26 protein-coding genes are annotated in these 24,993 nt (G+C 64.3%); 15 read left to right on the forward strand and 11 right to left on the reverse strand.

The genetic code is table 11. The features are described 5' to 3' along the window. Positions 1–34 precede the first annotated feature (34 nt). The 9 genes from A6A05_RS16570 to A6A05_RS16610 form a co-directional block, all read right to left on the reverse strand. Positions 35–808, reverse strand: coding sequence for an MBL fold metallo-hydrolase (locus A6A05_RS16570; protein WP_068503725.1), 774 nt, complete (start codon positions 806–808; stop codon positions 35–37). Beyond that, positions 805–1,581, reverse strand: coding sequence for a TatD family hydrolase (locus A6A05_RS16575; RefSeq protein WP_068503727.1), 777 nt, complete (start codon positions 1,579–1,581; stop codon positions 805–807). The genes A6A05_RS16570 and A6A05_RS16575 overlap by 4 nt, the downstream gene beginning before the upstream one ends. After that, positions 1,581–3,134 carry a methionine--tRNA ligase gene (gene metG, locus A6A05_RS16580; RefSeq protein ID WP_068503729.1) on the reverse strand — a complete coding sequence of 518 codons (1,554 nt, stop codon included), beginning with the start codon at positions 3,132–3,134 and terminating at the stop codon, positions 1,581–1,583. The genes A6A05_RS16575 and metG overlap by 1 nt, the downstream gene beginning before the upstream one ends. Before the next feature lie 49 nt (positions 3,135–3,183). After that, on the reverse strand, positions 3,184–4,263 hold the full coding sequence (locus A6A05_RS16585; RefSeq protein WP_068503730.1) for a DNA polymerase III subunit delta': 1,080 nt from the start codon (positions 4,261–4,263) through the stop codon (positions 3,184–3,186). Further along, entirely contained in the window at positions 4,260–4,886 is a 627-nt protein-coding gene (gene tmk, locus A6A05_RS16590; protein WP_068503810.1) for a dTMP kinase, read from the reverse strand. Before tmk ends, A6A05_RS16585 begins: the two co-directional genes overlap by 4 nt. Positions 4,887–4,891: 5 nt before the next feature. Next, on the reverse strand, positions 4,892–6,058 hold the full coding sequence (locus A6A05_RS16595) for a D-alanyl-D-alanine carboxypeptidase family protein (protein WP_245644333.1): 1,167 nt from the start codon (positions 6,056–6,058) through the stop codon (positions 4,892–4,894). A 20-nt stretch (positions 6,059–6,078) separates the two neighbouring features. After that, positions 6,079–7,065 (reverse strand): septal ring lytic transglycosylase RlpA family protein, encoded by a 987-nt coding sequence (locus tag A6A05_RS16600; protein ID WP_068503732.1) that lies wholly within the window; start codon positions 7,063–7,065, stop codon positions 6,079–6,081. Between the two features lie 39 nt (positions 7,066–7,104). Then, complete coding sequence (locus A6A05_RS16605; RefSeq protein ID WP_068503733.1) at positions 7,105–8,073, reverse strand: lytic murein transglycosylase; 969 nt, start codon at positions 8,071–8,073, stop codon at positions 7,105–7,107. A 62-nt stretch (positions 8,074–8,135) separates the two neighbouring features. After that, positions 8,136–8,924: a YdcF family protein gene (locus A6A05_RS16610; protein ID WP_068503735.1), complete on the reverse strand. Its 789-nt coding sequence runs from the start codon at positions 8,922–8,924 to the stop codon at positions 8,136–8,138. A 69-nt stretch (positions 8,925–8,993) separates the two neighbouring features. Here A6A05_RS16610 and A6A05_RS16615 point away from each other — a divergent pair, with 69 nt between their 5' ends. The 11 genes from A6A05_RS16615 to A6A05_RS16665 all read left to right on the forward strand — a co-directional run bounded on the left by A6A05_RS16615 (position 8,994) and on the right by A6A05_RS16665 (position 17,309). Continuing rightward, entirely contained in the window at positions 8,994–9,620 is a 627-nt protein-coding gene (locus A6A05_RS16615) for a carbonic anhydrase (RefSeq protein WP_068503736.1), read from the forward strand. Between the two features lie 87 nt (positions 9,621–9,707). Next, the gene (locus A6A05_RS16620; protein WP_245644334.1) at positions 9,708–10,682 is read left to right on the forward strand and encodes a sensor domain-containing diguanylate cyclase; all 975 of its coding nucleotides are present in this window, start codon (positions 9,708–9,710) and stop codon (positions 10,680–10,682) included. Between the two features lie 69 nt (positions 10,683–10,751). Further along, on the forward strand, positions 10,752–11,072 hold the full coding sequence (gene nifW, locus A6A05_RS16625; RefSeq protein WP_068503740.1) for a nitrogenase-stabilizing/protective protein NifW: 321 nt from the start codon (positions 10,752–10,754) through the stop codon (positions 11,070–11,072). Between the two features lie 180 nt (positions 11,073–11,252). After that, entirely contained in the window at positions 11,253–12,944 is a 1,692-nt protein-coding gene (nifA, locus tag A6A05_RS16630; protein WP_068503742.1) for a nif-specific transcriptional activator NifA, read from the forward strand. 139 nt (positions 12,945–13,083) lie between these two features. Beyond that, the gene (gene nifB, locus A6A05_RS16635; RefSeq protein ID WP_068503744.1) at positions 13,084–14,559 is read left to right on the forward strand and encodes a nitrogenase cofactor biosynthesis protein NifB; all 1,476 of its coding nucleotides are present in this window, start codon (positions 13,084–13,086) and stop codon (positions 14,557–14,559) included. A gap of 28 nt (positions 14,560–14,587) precedes the next feature. Then, entirely contained in the window at positions 14,588–14,776 is a 189-nt protein-coding gene (locus A6A05_RS16640) for a 4Fe-4S dicluster domain-containing protein (RefSeq protein ID WP_068503746.1), read from the forward strand. A gap of 21 nt (positions 14,777–14,797) precedes the next feature. Next, positions 14,798–15,061, forward strand: a complete 264-nt coding sequence (locus A6A05_RS16645) for a nitrogen fixation protein NifZ (protein WP_068503748.1) — start codon at positions 14,798–14,800, stop codon at positions 15,059–15,061. Beyond that, on the forward strand, positions 15,058–15,273 hold the full coding sequence (gene nifT / locus A6A05_RS16650) for a putative nitrogen fixation protein NifT (RefSeq protein ID WP_068503750.1): 216 nt from the start codon (positions 15,058–15,060) through the stop codon (positions 15,271–15,273). The genes A6A05_RS16645 and nifT overlap by 4 nt, the downstream gene beginning before the upstream one ends. 4 nt (positions 15,274–15,277) lie before the next feature. Beyond that, on the forward strand, positions 15,278–16,135 hold the full coding sequence (locus tag A6A05_RS16655; RefSeq protein WP_068503751.1) for an SIR2 family protein: 858 nt from the start codon (positions 15,278–15,280) through the stop codon (positions 16,133–16,135). Between the two features lie 146 nt (positions 16,136–16,281). Further along, a complete protein-coding gene (locus A6A05_RS16660; RefSeq protein WP_068503753.1) occupies positions 16,282–16,665 on the forward strand; it encodes a 2Fe-2S iron-sulfur cluster-binding protein in 384 nt (127 codons plus the stop codon). Between the two features lie 179 nt (positions 16,666–16,844). Beyond that, a complete protein-coding gene (locus A6A05_RS16665; protein WP_068503755.1) occupies positions 16,845–17,309 on the forward strand; it encodes an ArsC/Spx/MgsR family protein in 465 nt (154 codons plus the stop codon). Here A6A05_RS16665 and draG read toward each other — a convergent pair. Beyond that, positions 17,284–18,162 carry an ADP-ribosyl-[dinitrogen reductase] hydrolase gene (gene draG, locus A6A05_RS16670; protein ID WP_068503757.1) on the reverse strand — a complete coding sequence of 293 codons (879 nt, stop codon included), beginning with the start codon at positions 18,160–18,162 and terminating at the stop codon, positions 17,284–17,286. The genes A6A05_RS16665 and draG overlap by 26 nt on opposite strands. A 14-nt stretch (positions 18,163–18,176) precedes the next feature. Then, positions 18,177–18,938, reverse strand: coding sequence for an NAD(+)--dinitrogen-reductase ADP-D-ribosyltransferase (locus A6A05_RS16675; RefSeq protein ID WP_425411946.1), 762 nt, complete (start codon positions 18,936–18,938; stop codon positions 18,177–18,179). Between the two features lie 339 nt (positions 18,939–19,277). Between A6A05_RS16675 and nifH the strand changes: the two genes are divergently transcribed. The 4 genes from nifH to nifE all read left to right on the forward strand — a co-directional run bounded on the left by nifH (position 19,278) and on the right by nifE (position 24,993). Continuing rightward, the gene (gene nifH, locus A6A05_RS16680; RefSeq protein WP_068503763.1) at positions 19,278–20,162 is read left to right on the forward strand and encodes a nitrogenase iron protein; all 885 of its coding nucleotides are present in this window, start codon (positions 19,278–19,280) and stop codon (positions 20,160–20,162) included. Between the two features lie 87 nt (positions 20,163–20,249). Then, positions 20,250–21,704, forward strand: a complete 1,455-nt coding sequence (gene nifD, locus A6A05_RS16685) for a nitrogenase molybdenum-iron protein alpha chain (protein ID WP_068503765.1) — start codon at positions 20,250–20,252, stop codon at positions 21,702–21,704. Between the two features lie 183 nt (positions 21,705–21,887). Continuing rightward, positions 21,888–23,417: a nitrogenase molybdenum-iron protein subunit beta gene (nifK, locus tag A6A05_RS16690; protein ID WP_068503767.1), complete on the forward strand. Its 1,530-nt coding sequence runs from the start codon at positions 21,888–21,890 to the stop codon at positions 23,415–23,417. A gap of 190 nt (positions 23,418–23,607) precedes the next feature. Then, positions 23,608–24,993, forward strand: a complete 1,386-nt coding sequence (nifE, locus tag A6A05_RS16695) for a nitrogenase iron-molybdenum cofactor biosynthesis protein NifE (protein ID WP_068503769.1) — start codon at positions 23,608–23,610, stop codon at positions 24,991–24,993.

Consider the following 24,993-nt stretch of genomic DNA (forward strand, 5'->3'; position numbering starts at 1 on the left):
ACAGGAAATCGGCGATGGCCTGGCCTAAGCCGCCTCACCCGGGCAGGCTGATCCTTAGCCCGTCATGGGCCGGGGCCACTCCGGCCGGCAGCCTGGCCTTCAGGGCCTGGTAATCCAAGGACGGCGTCATGTGGGTCAGCCAGGCCTGGCGCGGCTTGATCCGCTTGATCCATTCCAGCACCTTATCAAGATGGGCGTGGGTCGGATGCGGGGCCAGGGTCAGGCAGCCGACGATCCAGGTGTCGATGCCGGCCAGCGCGGCGAAGCTTTCCTCCGGCAGATCGACCACGTCGGTCGAATAAGCCAGCGGGCCGAAGCGATAGCCGGTGGTGCGGCAATAGCCGTGATCCTGGTCGAACGACACCACCTCGATATCGCCAACAGTAAAGCTGGGCTGCAATTCGGTGAAATCCAGCATCGGCTTGTAGATGGTCTGGCCCTCTTCCACCGCGCCCACCACATAGGCGAACCGGGTGCGGATCGAGGCCAGCACGTCGGGGCTGCCGAACACCGGGAACGGCTTGCCCATGGCGCGGTTGACCTCGCGCAGATCGTCGATGCCGTGCAGATGGTCGGCATGGTCGTGGGTGTAGAGCACCCCGTCCAGCCGAGCGATGCCGGCACCCAGCAATTGCTCGCGGCAATCGGGCGAGGTATCGACCAGAAGAGTGGTCGTTTCGGACTCGACCAGAATCGACGGCCGCAGCCGGCGGTTCTTCGGATTGGCCGGATCGCACAAGCCCCACCCCCGCGAGATCGACGGCACACCGCCGGCCGAACCGCACCCGAGGATGGTGGCCGAAATCATTGCGCCACCTTATTGAAAAGACGGCGGAAATTGGCGGTGGTCGCCTCGGCCATCCGGTCGCTCGAGACCCCCTTCAGCTCGGCCAGCTTGGCCGCCGTGTGGGCGACATAAGCCGGTTCGTTGCGCTTGCCGCGATAGGGGATCGGGGCCAGGAACGGGCAGTCGGTTTCCACCAGCAGACGGTCCAGCGGCACCGTCGCCAGGGTTGCCTGCAACGCCTCGGCCTTCTTGAAGGTAATGATGCCGGAAACCGAGATATAAAGACCTAAATTCAAAGCGATTTCAGCAAGTTCCGGACCAGAGCTGAAGCAATGCACCAGCCCGGTGAAGGCCCCCTTGCCCATCTCCTCGGTCAGGATGGCGGCCATGTCGTCATCGGCGTCGCGGGTATGGATCACCACCGGCAGACCGGTGGCCCGGGCGGCGGCGATATGGGTGCGAAACGAGTCACGCTGCCGGTCGCGCGGGCTTTTATCGTAGTAATAATCCAGCCCGGTTTCGCCAAAGCCGACCACCTTGGGATGGCGGGCCATGGCGATCAGGCCGTCCAGGTCGGCGGCCGGCTCGGTGCCAGCCTCATGCGGGTGGATGCCGACGGTGCAATAGATCTCGGGGAATCGTTCCGCTACCGCCAGGACCTGGGGGAAGCGGGTGACATGGGTGTTGATGGTCAACATCATGCCGATTCCGCCCGCGCGCGCCCGCGCCACCACCGCGTCCAGTTCGTCGGCGAAGTCGGGGAAATCCAGGTGGCAGTGGCTGTCGACCAGCATCAGGCCGCCCCCTCCTCCTCGACGAAGCGCGGAAACACCCCTTGCGGGGTCGGCAAAGCCGTGCCGGACACCAAGGCGCCCGCCATGCCGCAACGATCCAGGGTGCGGGCGTCGGGCGCCACCGCCAGCTGGTCCAGCAAACGGGCCGAGGAATCGGGCATGAACGCCTGGGTCAGCAGGGCCAGGTTGCGCACCGTTTCGGCCAGGACCCACAGCACCGTGCCCATGCGTTCGGGATCGGTCTTCTTCAAGGCCCACGGGGCCTGGCGATCGACATAGCCGTTGGCGGCGCGGATCACCACCCAGGCGGCTTCCAGCGCCTCGTGGAACATCTGGCGGTCCATGGCGTCGCGCATCTTGACGACCAGGCCGTGGGCGGTGCCCAGCATCTCGTTGTCCTCGGGGGTGAAGGGGCCGCGGGCCGGTACCTGGCCGGCGCAATTCTTGCCGATCATCGACAGCGAACGCTGGGCCAGATTGCCGTAATCGTTGGCCAACTCGGAATTCATCCGGGTGATCATGGCGCGATGGCTGAAATCGCCGTCATTGCCGAACGGCACCTCGCGCAGCAGGAAATAGCGCACCTGATCCAGGCCATAGCGCTCGATCAGGCCGTTGGGCTCGATGACATTGCCGACGGACTTCGAAATCTTCTGGCCCTCGTTGGTCCACCAGCCGTGGGCGAACACCCGCTTGGGCGCCTCCAGGCCGGCGGCCATCAGGAAGGCCGGCCAATAGACCGCATGGAACCGCACGATGTCCTTGCCGACCATGTGCAGATCGGCCGGCCACCACTTGGCGTAGGCGCCGTCGACATCGGGATAGCCGATGGCGCTGATATAGTTGGTCAGGGCGTCCAGCCAGACATACATGACATGGGCCTCGTCGCCCGGCACCGGCACGCCCCAGGTGAAGCTGGTGCGCGACACCGACAGGTCCTGCAGGCCGCCCTTGACGAAGCTGATCACCTCGTTTCGGCGCGACTGCGGCGCGATGCAATCGGGATTGGCCTCGTAGAAGGCCAGCAGGCGGTCTTGCCACGCCGACAGGCGGAAGAAGTAGCTGGGCTCCTTGACCCATTCGACCGGAGCGCCGGTGGGGGCCAGCTTGGACCCATTGGGGCCGGCGACCAGTTCGTCCTCGCCGTAGAAGGCCTCGTCGCGCACCGAATACCAGCCCTCGTAATGGCCGAGATAGATGTCGCCGGCCTCGACCAGCTTGGCCCACAAGGCCTGGACGGCCTGGATGTGGCGGGGCTCGGTGGTGCGGATGAAATCGTCGTTGGTACAGTTCAGACGGGCGGCCAGCTCGCGGAAATTGGCGGAATTCTGGTCGGCCAGGGCTTGCGGGCTCATGCCGGCGGCATCGGCCGACTTCTCGACCTTCTGGCCGTGTTCGTCGGTGCCGGTCAGGAAGCGGACATCGAAGCCGTCCAGGCGCTTGAAGCGAGCCATGACGTCGCAGGCCAGCGTGGTATAGGCATGGCCGATATGGGGCTTGTCGTTCACGTAGTAAATCGGCGTGGTGACGTAGAAGGTCTTGGCCCCACTCATAATCATCTCCGTATCACTATGCTGGACCTGGGCGCGGCGGCTGCCCGGATCAACCCTTGGCCAGACGTTCGATCGCCAGGAACGCCGTCAGGATGGCCTGTTTGCGGTCCAGGTTGACCGCGTCGGTGCGACCGAACAGGGCGGAGACCTTTTCCCACAGCTCAAGCCAGCGTTCAAGGCTGGCGGCGGCCAGCAGCCGGGCCATCACCTGGCCCTCGCCGGGAACCACCTCGGTCATGCCCCTGCCCTCGCGTCCGCCGACCTGGACCAGGCGGGCCAGCCACCATACCAGCAATTCGGTCACCGTGCGCCAGGCGGCTTCGGCCTCGGGACGGCTGGTGCGGTCGGCGAAGGCGTGCAGCGCCGGCACGTCCAGGCGCGGCAGCGCCACCAGCAGGCCCATCAATTCCTGATAAAGCTCGAGCCCGCCCTCGGCGGCCAGGCCCAGCGCCTTGCCCAGGCTGCCCTCGCCCAGGCGGGCCAGGGCGGCGATCTCGGAATCGGTCAGCTCGGGGCGATAATGGGACAGAAGCTGGCTGACATGCTGTTCCGAAAGGGGATTCAAGGCCAGCTTGCGACAGCGCGAGCGGATGGTCGGCAACAGACGGCCGGGGCTGTGGCAGACCAGCAGGATCAAGGCCTGGCGCGGCGGCTCTTCCAGCACCTTCAAGACGGCGTTGGCTGCGTTGCGGTTCATTTCATCGGCGGCGTCGATCAGCACCCCCCGCCAGCCGGCATCGGCGGTCTGGTGGAACAGGTCGCCGATCTTCCTGACGTCATCGACGACGATCTCGGACTTCAGCTTGCCCTTCTTTTCGTCGGCGACACCGCGCTCGATCGCCTTCAGGTCGCGGTGGGCCTGCGAAGCCATCTGGTGAAACACCGGATGATCGGCGGAAATCTCCAGGCTGTCGGGCGGGCCGCCGAACAGGCCGCCGCCCTCGCCGCCGCCGGCCAGGGCGAAGCGGGCGATGCGATAGGCCAAGGTCGCCTTGCCGATGCCCTTGGGCCCGGTCAGCAGCCAGGCATGGGCCATGCGGCCCGAATTCCACGCATCCAGGAACACCCGCTCGGCCGCCTGATGGCCGACCAGATGGGGATTGGCCCGGGGATGGGGGAGATCGGTCATGGTGCCAGTCGCTGGCTCACCACCGCCATGATGGCCTGGTGCACCCATTCTGGACCTTGGCCGGCGTCGATGATGGCGCAGCGTTCCGCATGGCGAGCGGCGATGTCCAGGAAGCCCTGGCGCAGGCGGCGGTGGAAATCCAGCCCCATCCGTTCATAGCGATCCTCGGCCCCGCCACGGCCGCCGGCCCGGGCCAGCCCGGCCTCGACCGGCAAATCCAGGATCAAGGTCAGATCGGGGGCGAAATCGCCCACCGTCAAGGCGGTCAATTGCTCAAGCTCGTCGATGGGCAGGCCATGGCCATAGCCCTGATAGGCGATGGTCGAATCGGCGAAGCGGTCGCACAGCACCCACTGGCCAGACTCCAAGGCCGGCCACACCTTCTTGACCAGATGGTCGCGCCGCGCCGCCGAATGCAGCAAGGCTTCGGTGCGCGCGTCCCAGCGATCGGTGTCGCCGGTGACCAGCAGGGCGCGGATGGCCTCGGCCCCGGGCGAGCCGCCGGGCTCACGCGTCACAATCACCGGCTTGCCCATGGATTCCAGCGCGGCGGCCAACAGGCGGATCTGGGTCGATTTCCCGGCCCCCTCCCCGCCTTCCAAGGTGATGAACCGTCCGCGCATCAATTCTAGCCCTTCGGCCCCCACAGGATATGGCGCAACGCCGTGCTGATGCGGCCGATCACGCCCAGTTTGGCGACATCGGCACCGGCGGCCAGCGGCAGTTCCACCGTCTCGATCCCCGGCGCGGTGATCACCAGCTTGCCGACCACCTCGCCGCGACGGATGGGCGCGGCGATCGGGCCGGTATAGACCGCCGTCACCTTCATGCCCTGGCGAGCCCGGCGCGGCATGGTCACTTCCAGGCGCTCGGCGGCGACCAGCGGGATGGTGGCCTGTTCGCCCAGCCACACCTCGGCGTCGGTGACGACGTCGCCGACCTTGAACAGGGCGTAATTCTCGAATTCGCGATAGGCCCACTCGATCAGGCGCTGGCTTTCCTCGGCGCGGTCCTTCATCGACTTCAGGCCGTTGATCACCATGATCAGCCGACGTTCGCCGCGCTTGACGGTGCCGACCAGGCCGTAACCGGCCAGTTCGGTGTGGCCGGTCTTCAGCCCGTCGGCCCCCGACACCCCGTACAGCAGCGGGTTGCGGTTGCCCTGCTTGATGTTGTTGAAGACGAATTCCCGTTCCGAATAGATCGGGAAATATTCCGGGAAGTCGGTGATCAGGCGCCGGGCCAGGATCGACAGGTCGCGCGCGGTGGTCAGATGCTCGGGGTCGGGCCAGCCCGACGCGTTGCGAAGCGTGGTGTTGCGCATGCCCAGATCGCGGGCGCGCCGCGTGGCGAATTCGGCGAAGGCTTCCTCGGTGCCGGAATGGGCCTCGGCCAGCACCGAACAGGCGTCGTTGCCCGACTGGATGATGACGCCGCGGATCAGGTCGGACACCTTGGCCTCGGAACCGACCGGCAGGAACATCAACGAGCCGCCCGACTTGAAATGGCGCTTCCAGCTGGTTTCCGACACCGGCAGCCGGTCGTCCATCTTCCAGCTGCCTTCCTTCAGCTTCTCGAACACCAGATAGGCGGTCATCAGCTTGCTCATCGACGACGGCGCCATCAGCTCGTCGGCGTTCTTTTCCAGCAAGATCGCCCCGGTGCGATAATCGAGAATGATGGCCTGGCGGGCCGAGGTCTCAAGCGGCTCGGCCTGGGCGGCCGGACGAACGGCGACCACCAGGCACAGGGCCAGAACCAGCAGGCGGATGGGCGGCAACGGATTGATCTTCAACGGAAAAGTCCTCGGTTCAATTAATCGACGATGACGCGGGCATCCTGCTGCCCGGTGGCGATAACGGATTCCAGCAGGCGGTCGGCCTCTTCGACGCTGGAAAGCGGGCCGAAGCGGACCCGGAACAGGGTTTGGCCCTTGACGTGGGTCTGCGAGATGACCGGACGGCCCACCCCGGACAGGCGGGCCTGCAGGCGCAGCGCGTTGTCGTGACGGCTGAAGGCGCCGGCCTGGACGAACAGGTTGGTCGCCTTGACCGAATCCATCTGGACGTCCGGGTTGGCCAGGGCGCGTTCGGCCTTCGCCAGCGCCTGGGCGTTGCGGGCCTCGGCCGGCGACGAAACCGTGCCGTTGGAAATGGTGCGCGGCGCCTCGCGGCTGCCCGGCGCCGGCAGGGTCTCGGCGGTCACGCTCTCGCGCGGGGCGGCTGCCACTTGCGGCTCGCGGCCGCCGGCCGCCGGAGAGGTGTTCAGCTTGCCGGCCAGGGCGCGGCTTTCCTCGGGCATGATCTGCACCCGCACCCGCGCGGTGCCCTGCCCCTCGAAGCCCAGCAATTGCGCGGCGCGGCGCGACAGGTCGATGACCCGGCCGTTGGCGAAGGGGCCGCGATCATTGACCCGGATCACCAGGGCGCGGCCGTTTTCCAGATTGGTCACCCGCACCACCGACGGCATCGGCAGGGTCTTGTGCGCCGCCGACACCGCGTTCTGGTCGAAGGCCTCGCCGTTGGCGGTCTGCTTGCCGTGGAAGTCGGGGCCGTACCACGAGGCGATGCCGGATTCGTCGTAATCCCAATCCTCGCGCGGATAGTACCACACGCCCTTGACCTGATAGGGCTTGCCGATCTTGTAATTGGGGGCCGCTCCGCCGACCGGCGGCGGGTCGTCGCCGGCGGCCCGCTTGGCCATGTGGCCGAACAGATTCATCTCCGAGCAGCCGGTCAGCAGCGTGGCCGACAGCAGCAGCGCCGCCCAGGATCGCGGCCTATGCCGTGTCGCCCGCATCATCTAGTTGCCCCCTCGGCCGTCACCCAAAGATGTGGTAGTCTACTTGGCGCCGATCCGCTCCGCAAGATGGCCGACGGCCAGAGCGAAATAGGTCGATCGGTTCCATTTCAGGATGGTGCGGAAATTCTCGTAGACCAGGAAGGTCGGCCCCTTGCCGTTCTCGGCATAGATCACCGACGCCTGCAGGTCGGCCTTGGGCAGTTTCTTGCCGTTGGCGGCGGTCAGGCCCAGGGCGCTCCACTCGGCCAGGCTTTTCCGGGTGTCCAGGCCGACCAGCCGGGTGTCGAAGCCCTTGGGCAGCGTGACGGCGCGGCCCCAGGTCTCGTCGCCGTTCCAGCCAGACCGCAGCAGGTAGTTGGACGCCGAGGCGAAGACGTCGGGCTTGGTGCCCCAGATGTCGCGTCGGCCGTCGCCGTCCCAATCCTCGGCGAAACGCAGGAACGAGGACGGCATGAACTGGCACTGCCCCATGGCCCCGGCCCACGAGCCCAGCATGGCCGATGGCGCGATATGGCCTTCATCCAGAATCTTCAGGGCGTTCATCAGCTCGCCGCGGAAATAGGCCGAGCGGCGACCGTCGAACCCCAGGGTGGCCAGGGCCGAGACCACCGGATAGCCGCCGGTGACCCGGCCGAAATCGGTCTCGATGCCCCATAAGGCCACCACATACTTGGGCTGGACGTGATAACGCCGCTCGATCTCGGACAGAACGGCACGATGCTCGGCCAACAGCTTGCGGCCTCGCTCGACCTTGGAGGGCGTCAGCACGCGATCGATATATTGCTGGTAGGTGATTGTAAACTCGGGTTGACGACGATCCAGCTCGACCACCTTGTCGATGTGCTGGATTCCGGTCAGGGCGGTTTCCACCGTCTCGGCCTTGATCCCCTGGGCCAGGGCGTCGCGTTCGACCTCCTTCAGCCAGGTTTGGAAATCGCGCGCGGGCTCTTGCGCCATGGCCGGCCCCAAAGAACCCACCACCAGAAGTGCCGCCACCAGAATACGCATGGAATACCTCGACCGCGAAAGACCGCGCCGTTGTGCCACATTCGATCGAAGCCCGGCAACCGTCACGGTGCCGGGAACCAATCGGCGGTCCAGCCGAGCAGACGATAGGACACCAGCCCGATCCACTCGTGAAGGGCGGCGCCCAGCACCCCCAGCCCGGCCGGCAGGTTGAAGTGTAGGCCCGCCACCCTGGCGGTGCCGTTGGTGGCGTAATCGACCGGCCAGGCGGTCACCTGCCAGCCGGCGGCCCGGAACACCCCAACCGAGCGCGGCATATGGCTGGCCGAGGTCACCAGCAGCCACACCTGACCCGGCCGGGGATTGGCCAGCGGCAGGGAGAAAGCAGCGTTCTCGCGGGTATTGCGCGATTGCTCCTCGTAAAGGATGCGGCTGCCATCGATGCCCAGTTGGGCGAGATACTGACGGACGGCGGTGGCTTCCTTATAGTCTTGCTCGCTCAGGCTGCCGGAGCCGCCGGTAAAGATCACCGTGGCATCGGGAAAGCGCCGGGACAATTCGATCATGGCGGTAATCCGGTCGATGGCGCCGCCGGCATTGGGCTGCCCCCGCAAGGCCGAGCCGACCGGATCGATGGCGCCTCCTAAGACGACGATCCCATCGACCCGCTCCAGCTTGGCCGGCGGGGGAAAGCGGTCCTCGAGCGGGGCGATCAACCATTCCTCGAGCGGCGACACCGCCACGATCAGCAGCGCCAGGCATTCCCACAGCAGGATGGTCCGCCCCAGCCGAAGCCAGCGCGTCAGCAGCAGAATGGTCGCCAAGCCCATGATCAAGAACGCCAAATTGGTCGGATTTGTAAGGATTCCAACCACTTTGGACAAGATGAACATCAATGACTCCCTTTGGTCGCCGGCCCGATCATGATAAACAGGCCACCGATTGTCACCTGGGAGGACCACATGGACAAGCTGATCGATGGTTTCCGCCGATTCCGCGAAACGAATTTTGCCCAGAACCGGGGCCTGTTCGAGACCCTGGCCCAACAAGGACAAACTCCGAAAGTGCTGTTGATCGGCTGCTGCGATTCGCGCGTCGATCCGGCCATCTTGTTCGACGCCCAGCCCGGCGAGATGTTCGTGCTGAGAAACGTCGCCAACCTGATCCCGCCCTATGCTCCCGACGAGGGTCATCACGGCACCTCGGCTGCGCTGGAATTCGCCGTGCGCGGCCTCGAGGTCGAGCATGTAGTGGTGCTGGGCCACGCCCAGTGCGGCGGCGTCCGCGCGCTGGTGGAAAACCAGTCGGGCGACCAGACCGACTTCATCAAGGGCTGGATGACCATCGCGCGGGCCGCCCGCGACCGGGCCTTGGCCCTGACCCTGTCGGCCGGCCAGCCCATCGAGGCGGCCCGGCGGATGTGCGAACAGGAAACTGTCGCCATCTCGCTGGCCAACCTGATGACTTTCCCCTGGGTGCGCGAGCGGGTCGAACAAAGCCGTCTGATGCTGCACGGCTGGTTCTACAACATGGAAGAAGGCAAGTTGTTCCGCCTGGACCCCTATACCAACACTTTTCTTGAGGTTTAATTGCCCGCCCCCGCCTCTTCTCAACCTGTTCCGGGCGCGCTATTGTGACCCCAATCTTTTGTCGAGGCGCGCCCGGGGGGAATACACGTGGACAATGCCCAGGACCTGAGCGACGGCCATGCCTTCGCCGTTCGTCTGATGCAGCACCTGGTGGTGCCGACCTTCGTGCTGGATGCCGAACGCCGCGTCATCATCTGGAATAAGGCCTGCGAGCGGCTGACCGGGGTGATGGCCGAGGAAATTCTGGGCACCTCGGACCACTGGCGGGCCTTTTACGACGAGCCCAGGCATTGCCTGGCCGACATCCTGGCCCTGGGCAGCACCGAGGAACTTGACCGGCTGTACGAGACCCATTCCGACCCCGCGACCGGGACGCTGGGGTTGAAGGCCGAGAACTGGTGCGTCATGCCCAAGGTCAAGAGGCGACTGTTCCTGGCCATCGATGCCGGCCCGATCTTCGACGAGAACGGCGTGTTGCAGGCGGTGGTCGAAACCTTGCGCGACAACACCGAACAGCGTTTGGCCCAGATGGCCCTGCAAAGCCTGGCGGTCAAGGACGGCCTGACCGGCTTGGCCAACCGCCTGTCCTTCGACGAAAAGATCGAGGCCGAATGGCTGCACAACAAGCGCGAGGGCACGCCCTTGTCGGTGCTGCTGATCGATGTCGATCATTTCAAGCTTTATAACGACACCTACGGGCACCAGAAGGGCGATGCCTGCCTGAAGGCGGTCGCCCAGGCCATCGGCGCCCAGGTGTTCCGCCAGGGCGATCTGGCTGCGCGCTATGGCGGCGAGGAATTCGTGGTGGTTCTGCCCAACACGGAACCCGACGCCGCCAAGGCGGTGGCCGAACGCATCCGCCACGCCGTCGAAATCCTGGCCCTGCCCCACGGCGCCAGCCTGACCTGCGACCACGTCACGCTCAGCGTCGGCGTCGCCTCGACGGTTCCCGACGAATCCGGCAGTCACGACACCCTGGTCGCCGCCGCAGACGCCGCCCTGTACCAAGCCAAGCATGCCGGTCGCAACCGCGTCAGCATCGGCGCGGTGGTGCCGGCCTGAGTGTTTGGCCGTATGGCACGAAGCTTGCTGCGATAACGGCACGGCAAACCAGCGGCAAAGGCAGCGACCATGAGCACCATCTTGAACAAGTTGCAGGGATTGTCGGCGGCCGAGGAATTCTTCGCCGCGCTGGACGTGCCCTTCGAACAGGCGGTCCTGAACGTCAGCCGCCTGCATATCCTCAAGCGGTTCAACGAGAACATGGCCCGCGCCAAGGTGGCCGAAATGGCGGAATCCGACCAGTTCGAAGCCTGCCAGACCTGCCTGGCCTCGGCCTACAGCGATTTTCTGACCTCGAGCGGGGTCAAGGAAAAGATGTTCAAGGTGTTCAAGGATCAGGCGCCCTCGACCGGATTCGTCTCGATCGACCAGTTGAAAACCAAACGCTAGGCTGGGGACGGGCCTTGATCCCGGTCGGCCGCACCCCCATCTGAGGCCGGTCACCGGGGCAATCCGTCGCGCCGGCCCAGCGAATTTGTAACCGACAGTCGCTTGACCGAAGCCCATTGTTTAGCCATATGCGGGATATGCTTAATTTATGTGCACGATTGACCAGCACAGGATACCGGTGTGAACAAGATCAGGACCGATGACAGCGAAGCCCATCTGATCGGGATTTATGAGATCGGCAAGGTTCTGGGGGCCAGTTTCGACCTCGACCGCGCCTTGCACGATGTTCTGAACATCCTGTCTTCCTATCTGGCCATGCGTCACGGCGTCATCGTGCTGACCGATCACGACGACCAGCTGGTCATGGCCGCCGTCACCGGCATGTCTTTGGCCGAGGCCAAAAGCGGCGGCATCCGCTATCCGGTCGAGGCGATCCGCCCGGTGGTCGATCGCGGCATGCCGATGGTGGTCCCCAGCGCCGTCGGCGACCCCGATCTGGCCGATTACATCGCCGACTTCCTGGAGCCCGACGACGACAGCCTGGCCTTCCTGTGCGTGCCGATCAAGACCAACGACAAGCCGTTCGGGTCGCTGTCGGTGCTGCGCGGCCGCGAAAGCGGGGCATTGCGCGGCTTCCAGCACGATATCCGCTTCCTGACCATGGTCGGCACCCTGATCGGCCAGACCGTCAGCCTGTACCGCAAGGTGCTGGCCGACCGCGAGCGGCTGATGGAGGACAATGTCCGCCTGCAAAAGCAGGTCATCAAGATCGCGCCGTCCGCCGCGCCGCACGGCATGGACGACATCATCGGCGCCTCGGACGCCATCAACAACGTGCTGGGCCAGATCCAGCAGGCGGCGCCGACCAAGGCCACCGTGCTGCTGCGCGGCGAATCCGGCACCGGCAAGGAGATGATGGCCCAGGCACTGCACCAGATGTCGAAGCGGGCGCAAAAGCCGTTCATCAAGGTCAATTGCGCGGCTTTGTCGGAAAGCGTGCTGGAATCCGAATTGTTCGGCCACGAAAAGGGCGCCTTCACCGGGGCCATCGCCGAACGCAAGGGCCGCTTCGAGTTGGCCAATGGCGGCACGCTGTTCCTGGACGAGATCGGCGAGATTTCCCAGGCCTTCCAGTCCAAGCTGTTGCGCGTGCTGCAGGAAGGCGAGTTCGAGCGGGTCGGCGGCGTCAAGACCATCAAGGTCGATGTCCGTCTGGTCGCCGCCACCAACCGCGACCTGGAAGCCGCCGTCACCAAGGGCGAGTTCCGCGCCGACCTTTACTTCCGCCTGAACGTGGTGCCGATCTTCCTGCCGCCGCTTCGCGACCGCAAGGCCGACATCCCGGCCCTGGCCGACCATTTCCTCAAGCAGTTCAACCAGGAAAACGGCCGCACCGTCGGCATCACCGCCAAGGCCCTGCAGACTCTGCAACGCTGCAATTTCCCCGGCAATGTCCGCGAATTGGAAAATTGCGTTTACCGCTCGGCGACCATGGCCAGCGACGGGGTGATCGACGAGATCGACCTGTCGTGCAAGCGTGACACCTGCCTGTCTTCGACCCTGTGGGGCGGCAAGCCGGGCCAGTCGAACCTGGCGGCGGCGATGCAGCCCCATGAAGCGGGCCACCACCATCACCATCCGGCCCCGTCGGCCGCTGCCCCGGCCCCTGCCCCGGCGGCGCAGCCGGCCCCGGTTTCCGCGGGCGACGGCGACGAGGCTGAACTTGACGCCGACGATGAACGCGGCCGCCTGATTCAGGCGATGGAACGCTGCGGCTGGGTCCAGGCCAAGGCCGCCCGCCTATTGGGCCTGACGCCGCGCCAGATCGGCTATGCGCTGAAAAAGCACAACATCGAAATCCGCCAATTGTGATCTGTCGCATCCCCGACGCGATGTCGGGGATGCGACAACCGACAAAACCCCAAAAAACCGCAGAATTCCGCCACTTCTAAAGTTGGCATCATCGTTGCAGAGCTTATCGGCAAGAGACCTCAATCCGTGGAGGCTGCCGGTGACGAGCAACATCGTATCCCTGAACAGCATCGCCAAGCGCGGTGCGTCCAAGCCTCAGGCCAGTGGCTGTTCGTCGAAGTCGAGCTGCGGCTCGTCCTCGGGGCCCGACGACATGCCCGCCCATGTGTGGGACAAGATCAAGGACCACCCCTGCTATTCCGAAGAGGCGCACCACTATTTCGCCCGCATGCATGTGGCGGTGGCGCCGGCCTGCAACATCCAGTGCAATTACTGCAACCGGAAATACGATTGTTCGAACGAGTCCCGCCCCGGCGTGACCAGCGAGCGGATGAGTCCGGAACAGGCCGCCATGAAGGTGGTCGCCGTCGCCAACAAGGTGCCGCAGCTGTCGGTTCTGGGCATCGCCGGCCCCGGTGATTCGCTGTACGACTGGCGCAAGACCTTCGAGACCTTCCGTCTGGTCGAGAAGCGCCTGCCCGACCTCAAGTTCTGCGTCTCGACCAACGGCCTGGCCCTGCCCGACCATGTCGACGCCCTGGCCGAGCACAATATCGACCACGTCACCATCACCATCAACATGGTGGACCCCGAGGTCGGCACCGCGATCTATCCGTGGATCTATTTCAACGGCAAGCGTTATACCGGCCTCGACGCCTCGAAGATCCTGCACGAGCGTCAGATGGAAGGCCTCGAGGCGCTGACCGCCAAGGGTATCCTGGTCAAGGTCAACTCGGTGATGATCCCCGGCATCAACGACCAGCACCTGCTGGACGTCAACGCCGCCATCAAGGCGCGCGGTGCCTTCTTGCACAATGTCATGCCGCTGATCTCGGCGCCGGAACACGGTACCCATTTCGGCCTGACCGGCCAGCGCGGCCCCTCGCCGGCCGAGCTGAAGGACCTGCAGGACAAGCTGGCCGGCGGCGCCAACCTGATGCGCCATTGCCGCCAGTGCCGGGCCGACGCCATCGGCATGCTGGGCGAGGATCTGTCGCAGGATTTCATGCTGGACAGCATCGATCCCGACCTTGAATACGATCCCGAGGCCCGGCGCCTGTACCGTGAAGTGGTCGAGCGCGAGCGCGCCGATCGTCGGGCCGCCGTCCTGGTGGCCGAGGACGAGCTGGCCGCCACCGTCACCGCCGCACCGGCCCAGCTGGTCGCCGTCGCCACCAAGGGCGGCGGGCGCATCAACCAGCATTTCGGCCATGCCGCCGAATTCCAGGTCTACGAGGTCGATCAGGCCGGTGTCCGTTTCGTCGGCCACCGCAAGGTCGAGAATTACTGCCAAGGCGGCTGGGGCGACGAGGACGTGCTGGAAGACCAGCTTATCCCGACCCTGGCCGGTGTCGCGGCGGTGTTCGTCTCGAAGATCGGCTCGTGCCCCAAGAAGGATCTGGCCGCCGCCGGCATCGCCGCCATCGACGCCTATCCCTTCGATTACATCGAAACCGCCATCGCCGATTGGTATGCCGGCCTGAACGGCCGCCAGACCCTCGGTTCCATCGCCTGACCCCCCTGTCCTTCCAAGGAGAACCATCATGGCCATGAAGATCCTCGCCGAAGAATGCACCGCCTGCGGCGCCTGCGAATTCGAATGCCCCAACGCCGCCATTTCGATGAAAGGCGACGTCTATGTGATCAAGGCTTCGGCCTGCACCGAATGCGACGGCGACGCGCCGAAGTGCACCGCGGTGTGCCCGACCGACGGCTGCATCGTCCAGGGCTGACATCCGTTTCAGGAGGCGCCGATGACCGACGAGAGCGAACTCTACTCCTCGCCGCGGTTCGAAGCCGGGGACAAGGTCCAGTCATTGCGGGAAATCCGCAATGACGGCACCTATCCGGGCATGCCCATCGGCGCCTACCTGATCCATACCGGTGACGTCGGCTATGTGAAGTCAGTAGGGACCTATCTCAACCGCTTCTATGTCTACGCCATCGACTTCGTCGATCGCGGCATGCTGGTAGGCATGCGCGGACATGAACTCGAATGCCTGGAGGCTTCGGCATGAAGGTGACCCTGCGCAAGGTCGGTAACAGCTTTGAAATCTACGTCCCCAAGAAGGACCTGGAGGAAAAGGTGGTGTTCGCCGAGAAGCCGGGCCTGTGGGGCGGTGTGATCCGCATCGGCAACGGCTGGTCGTTCCAGATGCCCGACATGCCGGCCGACACGCCCATGCCCATCACCGTCGAAGCCCGCAAGCTCGCCGACGACGAGGATTGAACCCATGAACGCCGCCGCCACGCTTAAGGATATCGTTTCCGATATCGGCCATCGGGTCGCCGGCGGACAATTGATTCCGTTTCTCGGCCCCGAGGTGCTGACCCTGTCGCCCGAGGCCTGCCCGGTGCCGGTCGGCGCCCGCGACCTCGCCCACCTGCTGTCCAGCCGGGTCGCGGTTCCGGGGCGGATTCGCAACAATCTGTGGCACACCGCCCAGTATATCGAGACCTTCCGCCACCGAGTCACCCTCGACAAGCTGATGCTCGAGGTGTTCAAGCCGGTGCCGGCGCCGTCGGTACTGCATAGCTGGCTGGCCGCCCAGCCCGGCGTGCCGCTGATCGTCGATACCTGGTACGACGGCACGCTGGCGCAATGCCTGGCCCCGCGCGCCGACTGGGCGCTGATCCAGGGCACCTCGAAGGCCCGGCGCACCGGCGACGCGCCGTGGTACCGCGCCTATGGCGCCGACGGCACCGAAACCACCGAGGCCCAGGCCGCCCAGGCCGCCACCGTGCTTTACAAGCCGCACGGCGCGGCGCAGCCGGCCGGCGACGTGCTGGCCTCGGACGCCGATTATGTCGAGGTGCTGACCGACATCGACCTGGGCCTGCCCATTCCGCAGGCGGTCAAGGACCGCCGCAAGGAACGTGGCTTCGTCTTCCTGGGCTGCCGGTTCTACGACCAGATCCTGCGGACCTTCGCCCGCTCGATCATCAAACATTCCAGCGGGCCGCGCTTCGCCGTGGTCCCGGTGGGAGACCTGACCCGCAACGAGCTGAAGTTCCTGGAGGTCGAGGGCATCACCCCGATCGACATGAGCCTGGCCGAAGTCGCCGCCTTGTTTGCGGGCGCGACACCCTAAAGCACGATGATTTCAGTTTGAAATCATCGTGCGACAGCGGCCGTTGAGGCCGCGGCCAAGCAGCCGGATGGCTGCGCCCGGCGAGGGACAATGATGAACCAGACCAAGATGACTTCATCTTGGTCCAAGAGAGAGGAGCGCAATCGATGGCCAACGTTACCTTCAGCGGCCCGACTTTGGACAAGGACGTCACCGTCTATGCGGTGGCCGGCGACCGTGGAACCCTTCTGTCGGTGGCCAAGGCCGCCAACATCGCCATTCCCTTCCAGTGCCAGGACGGTGAGTGCGGTTCGTGCCTGATCAAGGTGACCCACTTGGGCAAGAACGCCCCCAAGGCCATCCATCTGACCGACAAGGAAAAGCTGACCCTGTCCGTCAATGGCAAGCTGAGCAAGGAAACCCTGGCCAAGGCCGAGGTCGAGGACATGCCCCCGGCCTATCGTCTGGCCTGTCAGTACCTGGTCCAGGACGAGGACATCCTGGTCGAGTTCACCGGCGAGCCCGGTGTCGAGATCGATCTGCGCCAATAGTGGCGGAAGCGCGCAGATCGATACAGGGGGCGCTTCCCGGCGGAGGCGCCCCCGTTTTCCATCACGTTGTCATCGCCTTCGCGGCCCGCATGCGGATGTGAAACCAGCCGCCATTGCGGCGGCGGCCAAGGGGCCGAAGGCCCCGCCCGGCGAGGGCTGTCCTAATCAGGGAGGGGACTATGGCCCATGTGATTTTCTTCGAAAAGCCCGGATGCGGCGGAAACGCACGTCAAAAGAAGGCATTGTCGGATTCCGGACACAGCCTCGACGTTCGCGACCTGCTGACCCATCCGTGGACCAGCATCGAACTGGCGTCGTTCATGACCGGATTGCCGACGGCGCAATGGTTCAACCGCGCCAGCCCCAGGGTCAAGTCCGGCGAAATCGTTCCCGAACTGATCAGCGCCAGCCAGGCGATGGGCTTGCTGCTGGCCGACCCGTTGCTGATCCGCCGCCCGCTGATGCAGGTGGATGACACCCGCATGGTCGGCTGGGACGAGGCCAAGGTGGCGGCGTGGATCGGACTGAACGGAACCGGCATCGGCGAGGGCTGCCCCAAGCACGACCATCACCCCGGTTCATGCAAGGCGCCCACACCCGCCTCTATTGGCCCCGCCTCTATTGCCCAAGAGCAATCAGCTTAGGGACCTGGGCGCGGATTTCCTCGGCGACGTGCTTGTCCAGTTTGGACAGCCACGCCTTGGGAATGTCGCCCACGCCGTAACACGCTCCGGCCAGCATGCCGGCGATGGCGCCGGTGGTGTCGGCGTCGCCGCCGTAATTGACCGTCTGCGTGACGCAATCGGCGAAGGAATCGGTGATGAAATAGTGGTGCAACACCGTCTGCATGGTATCGACCACATAGGCCGAGCTTTGGCCGCGGAAATTCTCGAAGCGGAAGGTCTTGTGCTCGTCGACCAGGGCGGTGGCGACGGCGCGCGCCCCCTTCATGCCGCCGCCCGACAACAGCGCGTGTACCATGCGCACCAAAGCCAGCGACGCCGAATCCGACAAGGGATGATTGTGGGTGATGCGTGACTGGGCAAGCGTCCAGTCGGTGGTGCGGTCCTGTTGGTGAAGCGTGGCCAGGGCCAGCGGCAGCACCCGCATGGCGGCGCCGTTGCCGGCATCGCCGTCGCACACCGGGCCTTCGACCGAACCGTGGATGACATAGCGGCGAATGCCGCGCCGACAGGTGTTGCCGATATCCACCGGCCCGGTCTTCATCCAGGCGGCGAATTCCTCGCAGGTATCGACGGCGTCGAAGCGGCCTTTGCGGATCAGCGACCGGCCCAGGGCCAGGGCCATCTCGGTGTCGTCGGTGACCTGGCCCGGGGCCAGATGCAGCCAGCCGCCGCCGATCATCTTGCGATGCAACCCGTATTTGGTCTGGATCTCACCCTTGGTCATGAACTCGACGGTCGCCCCCAAGGCGTCACCGACGGCGAAGCCCAGATAGGCGCCCAACGCGCGATCCATCAAGGGAACATCGTACATGCGAATGACCTTTCCTAAATGTAGCTGGCCTGAGCCAGGTATTCCCCGCCGATGACGAGAAACTCGCCCTCTCCCTTCAGCGGATGAACCGGTAATAAGGTATTGAAGAAAACGATCTTCACCGCCGGCACCTGGGCGGTCAGGATGACGTCGCCGAAACAGCCGGCGACGTCGCGATCCGAGGAAAAGGACGCCAGGTTGTTGATGCGCATCACCACCTGGCGCTTGTCGATCCGCTCGACGATCTGGTGTTCGTCGAAGGAATTGGTGCCGCGATAAAGGGTGTGGTGGGTCTTGGCCTCCGAGCCGAAATGGCGCAACGCCCACTGGCAGAAGGTGTAAAGCATGTCCAGCTGGGTGTAGATCGAGTTGTTGTGGAAGCGGCTGGACATCTTCTCTTCCACATAGGTGTTCCACACCGGACCGGATATGCGGTCGATGACTTCCTTATGAAAGGTGGGAATCAGGCCGAACCGGCTTTGCACCCAGCCCTTCAGCACCGCGCCCTCGTGGCTGTTGCTGTCATAGCCCCAGCCCTTCAAAAGGCGCAGGAAGGACGAACGGTAACGCCGGGTCGGGCCCTTGTTTTCCTGCTGCTCGGGATCGATGCCGAACATCGCATTCATATAAGACTGGAAGGCCACCCCGGCATCGGCGAGATCCGGCGCATGTGACAACATTTCGAACAGGTTCTTGTTCATTTCGCGGGCACCCGAGATGTCCAGCGGCACCGGATGGGCGTTGAACTCACGGCTGGCCAAAAGCGCCGTCGGCAAGCCAACCAGGTTGGTGGACTGACCAAAACTGACTTTGGGCGATTGATTCACTGCCGCCTGCTCCCGAACGTTCGGGAAAGACCATGCAATCTTTGTGCCTTGCAGCAAATCAAGGCGAGACCCCACCAAAACCCACCCCGCCTTGTGCGGCATACGACACCGTGTCGGCTTCCCGACAGGGGTGTGTCGGGACCTACAATCAGTGTTAATCAGTTGTTTTTATTGATTTATAGCCCACTTTTTCAAGTTGGCACGCCCTTTGCTGCATAGCTTTCCGAGGCGGAGGCCGATGCCCCCGTCGACCCATTCGGAAGCTTAGACTAGCGAAAGGAACATCATATGCCTCGTCAGATCGCTTTCTATGGTAAGGGCGGTATCGGCAAGTCCACCACCTCCCAGAACACCCTGGCCGCCCTGGTCGAGATGGATCAAAAGATCCTGATCGTCGGCTGCGACCCCAAGGCTGACTCGACCCGCCTTATCCTCAACACCAAGCTGCAGGACACCGTGCTGCACCTGGCCGCCAAGGCCGGCTCGGTCGAGGACCTGGAACTCGAAGACGTCATGAAGATCGGCTACAAGGGCATCAAGTGCACCGAAGCCGGTGGTCCCGAGCCGGGCGTCGGCTGCGCCGGCCGCGGCGTCATCACCGCCATCAACTTCCTGGAAGAGAACGGCGCCTATGACGACGTGGACTACGTGTCCTACGACGTGCTGGGTGACGTGGTGTGCGGCGGCTTCGCCATGCCGATCCGCGAAAACAAGGCCCAGGAAATCTACATCGTCATGTCGGGCGAGATGATGGCGCTGTTTGCCGCCAACAACATCGCCAAGGGCATTCTGAAGTATGCCGGCACCGGCGGCGTCCGTCTGGGCGGCCTGATCTGCAACGAGCGTCAGACCGACCGCGAGCTGGATCTCTCCGAGAGCCTGGCCGCCAAGCTGAACACCCAGCTGATCCACTTCGTGCCGCGCGACAATGGCGTGCAGCATGCCGAGCTGCGTCGTCAGACCGTCATCCAGTACGCCCCGGACTCCAAGCAGGCCGGTGAATACCGCCAGCTGGCGACCAAGATCCACGCCAACGGCGGCAAGGGCACCATCCCGACCCCGATCAGCATGGAAGAGCTGGAAGACATGCTGCTCGAGTTCGGCATCATGAAGTCGGACGAGCAGCAGCTGGCCGAGCTGGCCGCCAAGGAAAAGACCCTCTGCGCCGGTTGATCCGGACCTGCGTGACCCAGTAGTTCGCCCCCCGCCGCTCGTATGGCGGCGGCGGGGATGGCGGAACCCTAGGAAAGGAGAAGGGGCATGAGCCTCGACGAAACCAACGACGCTGCGTTCCACGAAGGCCTGATCAAAGAGGTCCTCGAGCAGTACCCGGAAAAGGCCGCCAAGAAGCGTGGCCGTCACCTCAACGTCAAGAAGACCGACGATGCCGGTTCTTCCACTTGTGGCGTGAAGTCCAACATCAAGTCGGTTCCGGGTGTGATGACCATTCGTGGTTGCGCCTATGCCGGCTCGAAGGGCGTGGTGTGGGGTCCGATCAAGGACATGGTCCACATCAGCCATGGTCCGGTCGGCTGCGGCCAGTATTCGTGGTCCCAGCGCCGCAACTACTTCAACGGCACGGTTGGTATCGACTCGTTCGTCACCATGCAGATCACCTCGGACTTCCAAGAGAAGGACATCGTGTTCGGCGGCGACAAGAAGCTCGACAAGATGATCGACGAGCTGAACGAGATGTTCCCCCTGAACAAGGGTATCTCGGTTCAGTCGGAATGCCCGATCGGCCTGATCGGTGACGACATCGAAGCCGTCGCCAAGAAGAAGATCAAGGACATCGGCAAGACCGTTGTTCCGGTCCGTTGCGAAGGTTTCCGCGGTGTGTCCCAGTCGCTGGGTCACCACATCGCCAACGACGCCATCCGGGACTGGGTGTTCGAGAAGAGCAAGCCCGAGTGGGAAACCGGCCCGTACGACGTCAACCTGATCGCCGACTACAACATCGGCGGCGACGCCTGGCCGAGCCGGCGTCTGCTGGAAGAGATGGGTCTTCGCGTGGTCGGCATGTGGTCGGGCGACGCTACCCTGGCTGAAATGGAGCGCGCTCCCAAGGCCAAGCTGAACCTGATCCACTGCTATCGGTCGATGAACTACATCTGCCGCCACATGGAAGAGAAGTACAACATTCCGTGGGTGGAATATAACTTCTTCGGTCCCAGCCAGATCGCCAAGAGCTTGCGCAAGATCGCTGCCCAGTTCGACGAGACCATCCAGAAGAAGGCCGAAGAGGTCATCGCCAAGTACGAGCCGCTGGTCGCGGAGATCATGGCCAAGTTCAAGCCGCGTCTGGAAGGCAAGAAGGTCATGCTGTATGTCGGCGGCCTGCGCCCGCGTCACGTGTCCAACGCCTATGACGACCTGGGCATGAACATCGTCGGCACCGGCTACGAATTCGGTCACAACGACGACTATCAGCGCACCACCGATTACGTCAAGGACGGCACCCTGATCTATGACGACGTCTCGGGCTACGAGCTTGAGAAGTTCATCGAGAAGATCCGCCCCGATCTGGTCGGTTCGGGCATCAAGGAAAAGTACGCCACCCAGAAGATGGGCGTGCCCTTCCGCCAGATGCACTCGTGGGACTATTCCGGCCCCTATCACGGCTATGACGGCTTCGCCATCTTCGCCCGTGACATGGACATGGCCATCAACAGCCCGATCTGGAGCAAGTTCAAGGCTCCCTGGAAGGCTGCCTGACACCGGTCGGCTTAGGTTCGCCGACCGGCTAGCCCGAGCGGCGCCTGAGCCCGCCGTCTCGGCGAGAACCGCCCCCCCGCGGGGCGGTTCGCCAGCCGGGCGGCAAGAGGTTTATCGGAAAACACCCCTCTCCGCGTGACGCCCACAAAACGGGGGCGCGGGGAGGTAGTAAGGAGAAGTGCCATGCCCCAGAGCGCTGCCAAGGTCAAAGACCACATTTCCTTGTTCCAGGAGCCGGAATACAAGGAGCTGTTCGCCTCGAAGAAGGCCCAGTTCGAGTGCCGGCCGACCGACGAGGCCGTCGAAGCCCAGTCCGAGTACACCAAGACTTGGGAATATCGCGAAAAGAACTTCGCCCGTGAAGCCGCGACCATCAACCCGGCCAAGGCTTGCCAGCCGCTGGGCGCCGTGTTCGCCGCCGCCGGTTTCGAGGGCACCCTGCCCTACGTCCACGGTTCGCAGGGCTGCGTCGCCTATTTCCGCTCGCACCTGGCCCGTCACTTCAAGGAAGCCGTGCCGATCGTCGCCGACTCGATGACCGAGGACGCGGCGGTGTTCGGCGGCCTGACCAACATCGTCGAAGGCCTGCAGAACGCCTATGCGCTCTATAAGCCGAAGATGATCGTGGTCTCGACCACCTGCATGGCGGAAGTCATCGGCGACGACCTGTCGGCCTTCATCGCCACCGCCAAGGAAAAGGAATCGGTTCCGGCCGACTTCCCGGTCCCCTTCGCCCACACGCCCTCGTTCGTCGGCAGCCACACCACCGGCTACGACAACCAGATCAAGGGCATCTTGCAGTACTTCTGGGAGCGTGAAGCCCAGTTGACCGCCAAGCCGGGCTCGAAGATCAACATCATCCCCGGTTTCGACGGCTACGCGGTCGCCAACAACCGCGAGATCAAGCGTTACCTCGACACCATGGGCGTCGAATACACCCTGATCGGCGACGTCTCGGAAGTGTACGACACTCCCTCCGACGGCGAGTACCGCATGTATGACGGCGGCACCACCATCGCCGAAGCCCGCGACTCCATCAACGCCAAGGCCACCATCAGCCTGCAGGAATTCTGCAGCCTGAAGACCATGGAACTGGTCGCCTCCAAGGGCCAGCAGACCGCCGCCTTCAACTATCCGATGGGCATCGGTGCCACCGACGCCTTCCTGATGAAGGTTTCGGAACTGACCGGCAAGGCCATTCCCGGCTCCATCGAAAAGGAGCGCGGCCGTCTGGTCGATGCCATCACCGACAGCCAGGCTTGGCTGCATGGCAAGAAGTTCGCCGTGTTCGGCGATCCCGACTTCACCCTGGCCATGACCGCCTTCCTGCTGGAAATGGGCTGCGAGCCGACCCACGTCCTGGCCACCAACGGCGGCAAGGATTGGGAAGCGAAGGCCAAGGCGCTGCTGGCTTCCTCGCCGTTCGGCGCCGAAGGCCAGGTGTGGGCCGGTAAGGACCTCTGGCACCTGCGCTCGCTGCTGTTCACCGAGCCGACCGACTTCATCATCGGCTCGTCCTACGGAAAGTACCTCGAGAAGGACACCGGCATCCCGCTGATCCGCCTGACCTTCCCGATCTTCGACCGTCACCACCACCACCGCTTCCCGACCTTCGGGTACCAGGGCGCGCTCAGGGTGCTGGTCGAAATCCTCGACCGGGTCTTCGAAGTGGCCGATGCCTCTTCGGACATCTCCTACGATCTGACCCGCTAAACCCTGCGGCGGTAACGATCACAATAGCCCGGGGCCTTGGCGACAAGGCCCCGGGTTTTTTGTCACCCCCTTGTCGCATGTCCGACAACGACATCCGACAACAGCACGGAAAGGCGCGGATTCGAGCCATTCCACTTTCTGGCCCGCCCCTTGCATCAGTGAGATCGAAGACTGAGGAGGGCCGCCACCCATGCTCAAGAAAAAGATCCAGGACCTGATGACCGAACCCGGCTGCGCCACCAATCAGGCGAAGTCGGCGTCCGAGCGTAAGAAGGGCTGCGGCAAGCAGCTGGTGCCGGGAGCCGCCGCCGGCGGCTGCGCCTTCGACGGCGCCAAGATCGCCCTGCAGCCCATCACCGACGTGGTTCATCTGGTCCACGGGCCGATCGCCTGCGAAGGCAATTCGTGGGACACCCGCAATACCGGGACCACCGGCCCCGAGCTTTATCGTCGCGGCTTCACCACCGATCTCTCCAACATGGACATCATCAATGGTGGCGAGAAGAAGCTGTACAAGGCGATCCGCCGGGTCATCGACAAGCACCATCCGCCGGCGGTGTTCGTCTATCAGACCTGCGTGTCGGCCCTGATCGGCGACGACATCGTCGCCGTCTGCCGCGCCGCCACCGAACGCATGGGCACCCCGGTCATCCCGGTCGAGGCGCCGGGCTTCGTGGGCTCGAAGAATCTGGGCAACCGCCTGGCCGGCGAGGCGCTGATCGATTTCGTCATCGGCACCCGCGAGCCCACCGATGCCGGCCCGACCGACATCAACATCCTGGGCGAATACAATGTCGCCGGCGAGATGGATCTGGTCCGCGACCTGCTGGCCCGTCTGGGCATCCGCCTGCGCACCGCCATCACCGGCGATGCCCGCTATAACGACGTCGCCGCCGCCCACACGGCGCGCGCCAACATGGTGGTGTGCAGCCAGGCCCTGGTGACGCTGGCCCGCAAGATGAAGGAACGCTGGGGCATCCCGTTCTTCGAGGGCTCGTTCTACGGCATTTCCGACACCTCGGAAGCCTTGCGCGCCATCGCCGGCATGCTGGTGGAACGGGGCGCCGACGCCGTGCTGCTGACCCGCACCGAGACCCTGATCGCCGAGGAAGAGGCCAAGACCTGGGCGGCGATGGAGCCCTACAAGGCCCGCCTGGCCGGCAAGCGCGTGCTGCTTTACACCGGCGGCGTCAAAAGCTGGTCGGTGATCCACGCCTTGCAGGAAATGGGGATGGAAGTGGTCGGGACCTCGGTGCGCAAGTCGACCGAGGCCGACAAGGAAAAGGCCCTGGACCGCCTGGGCGGCGACGAGGACAAGCTGGTCGACGCCATCGCGCCCAAGGACATGTACCAGATGTTCAAGGATGGCCGCGCCGACATCATGCTGTCAGGCGGGCGTTCGCAGTTCGTCGCCTTGAAGGCCAAGACGCCGTGGTTGGACATCAACCAGGAACGCCACCACCAATATGCCGGCTATGACGGCATGCTGGAGCTCGTGCGCCAGATCGACCTGGCCCTTTCCAATCCCATCTGGTCCCAGATCCGCAAGCCGGCTCCCTGGGAAATCGAGGAGTAA

Origin of the sequence: Magnetospirillum moscoviense, assembly GCF_001650635.1 — a bacterium.
GTDB classification, from domain to species: Bacteria; Pseudomonadota; Alphaproteobacteria; order Rhodospirillales; family Magnetospirillaceae; genus Magnetospirillum; species Magnetospirillum moscoviense.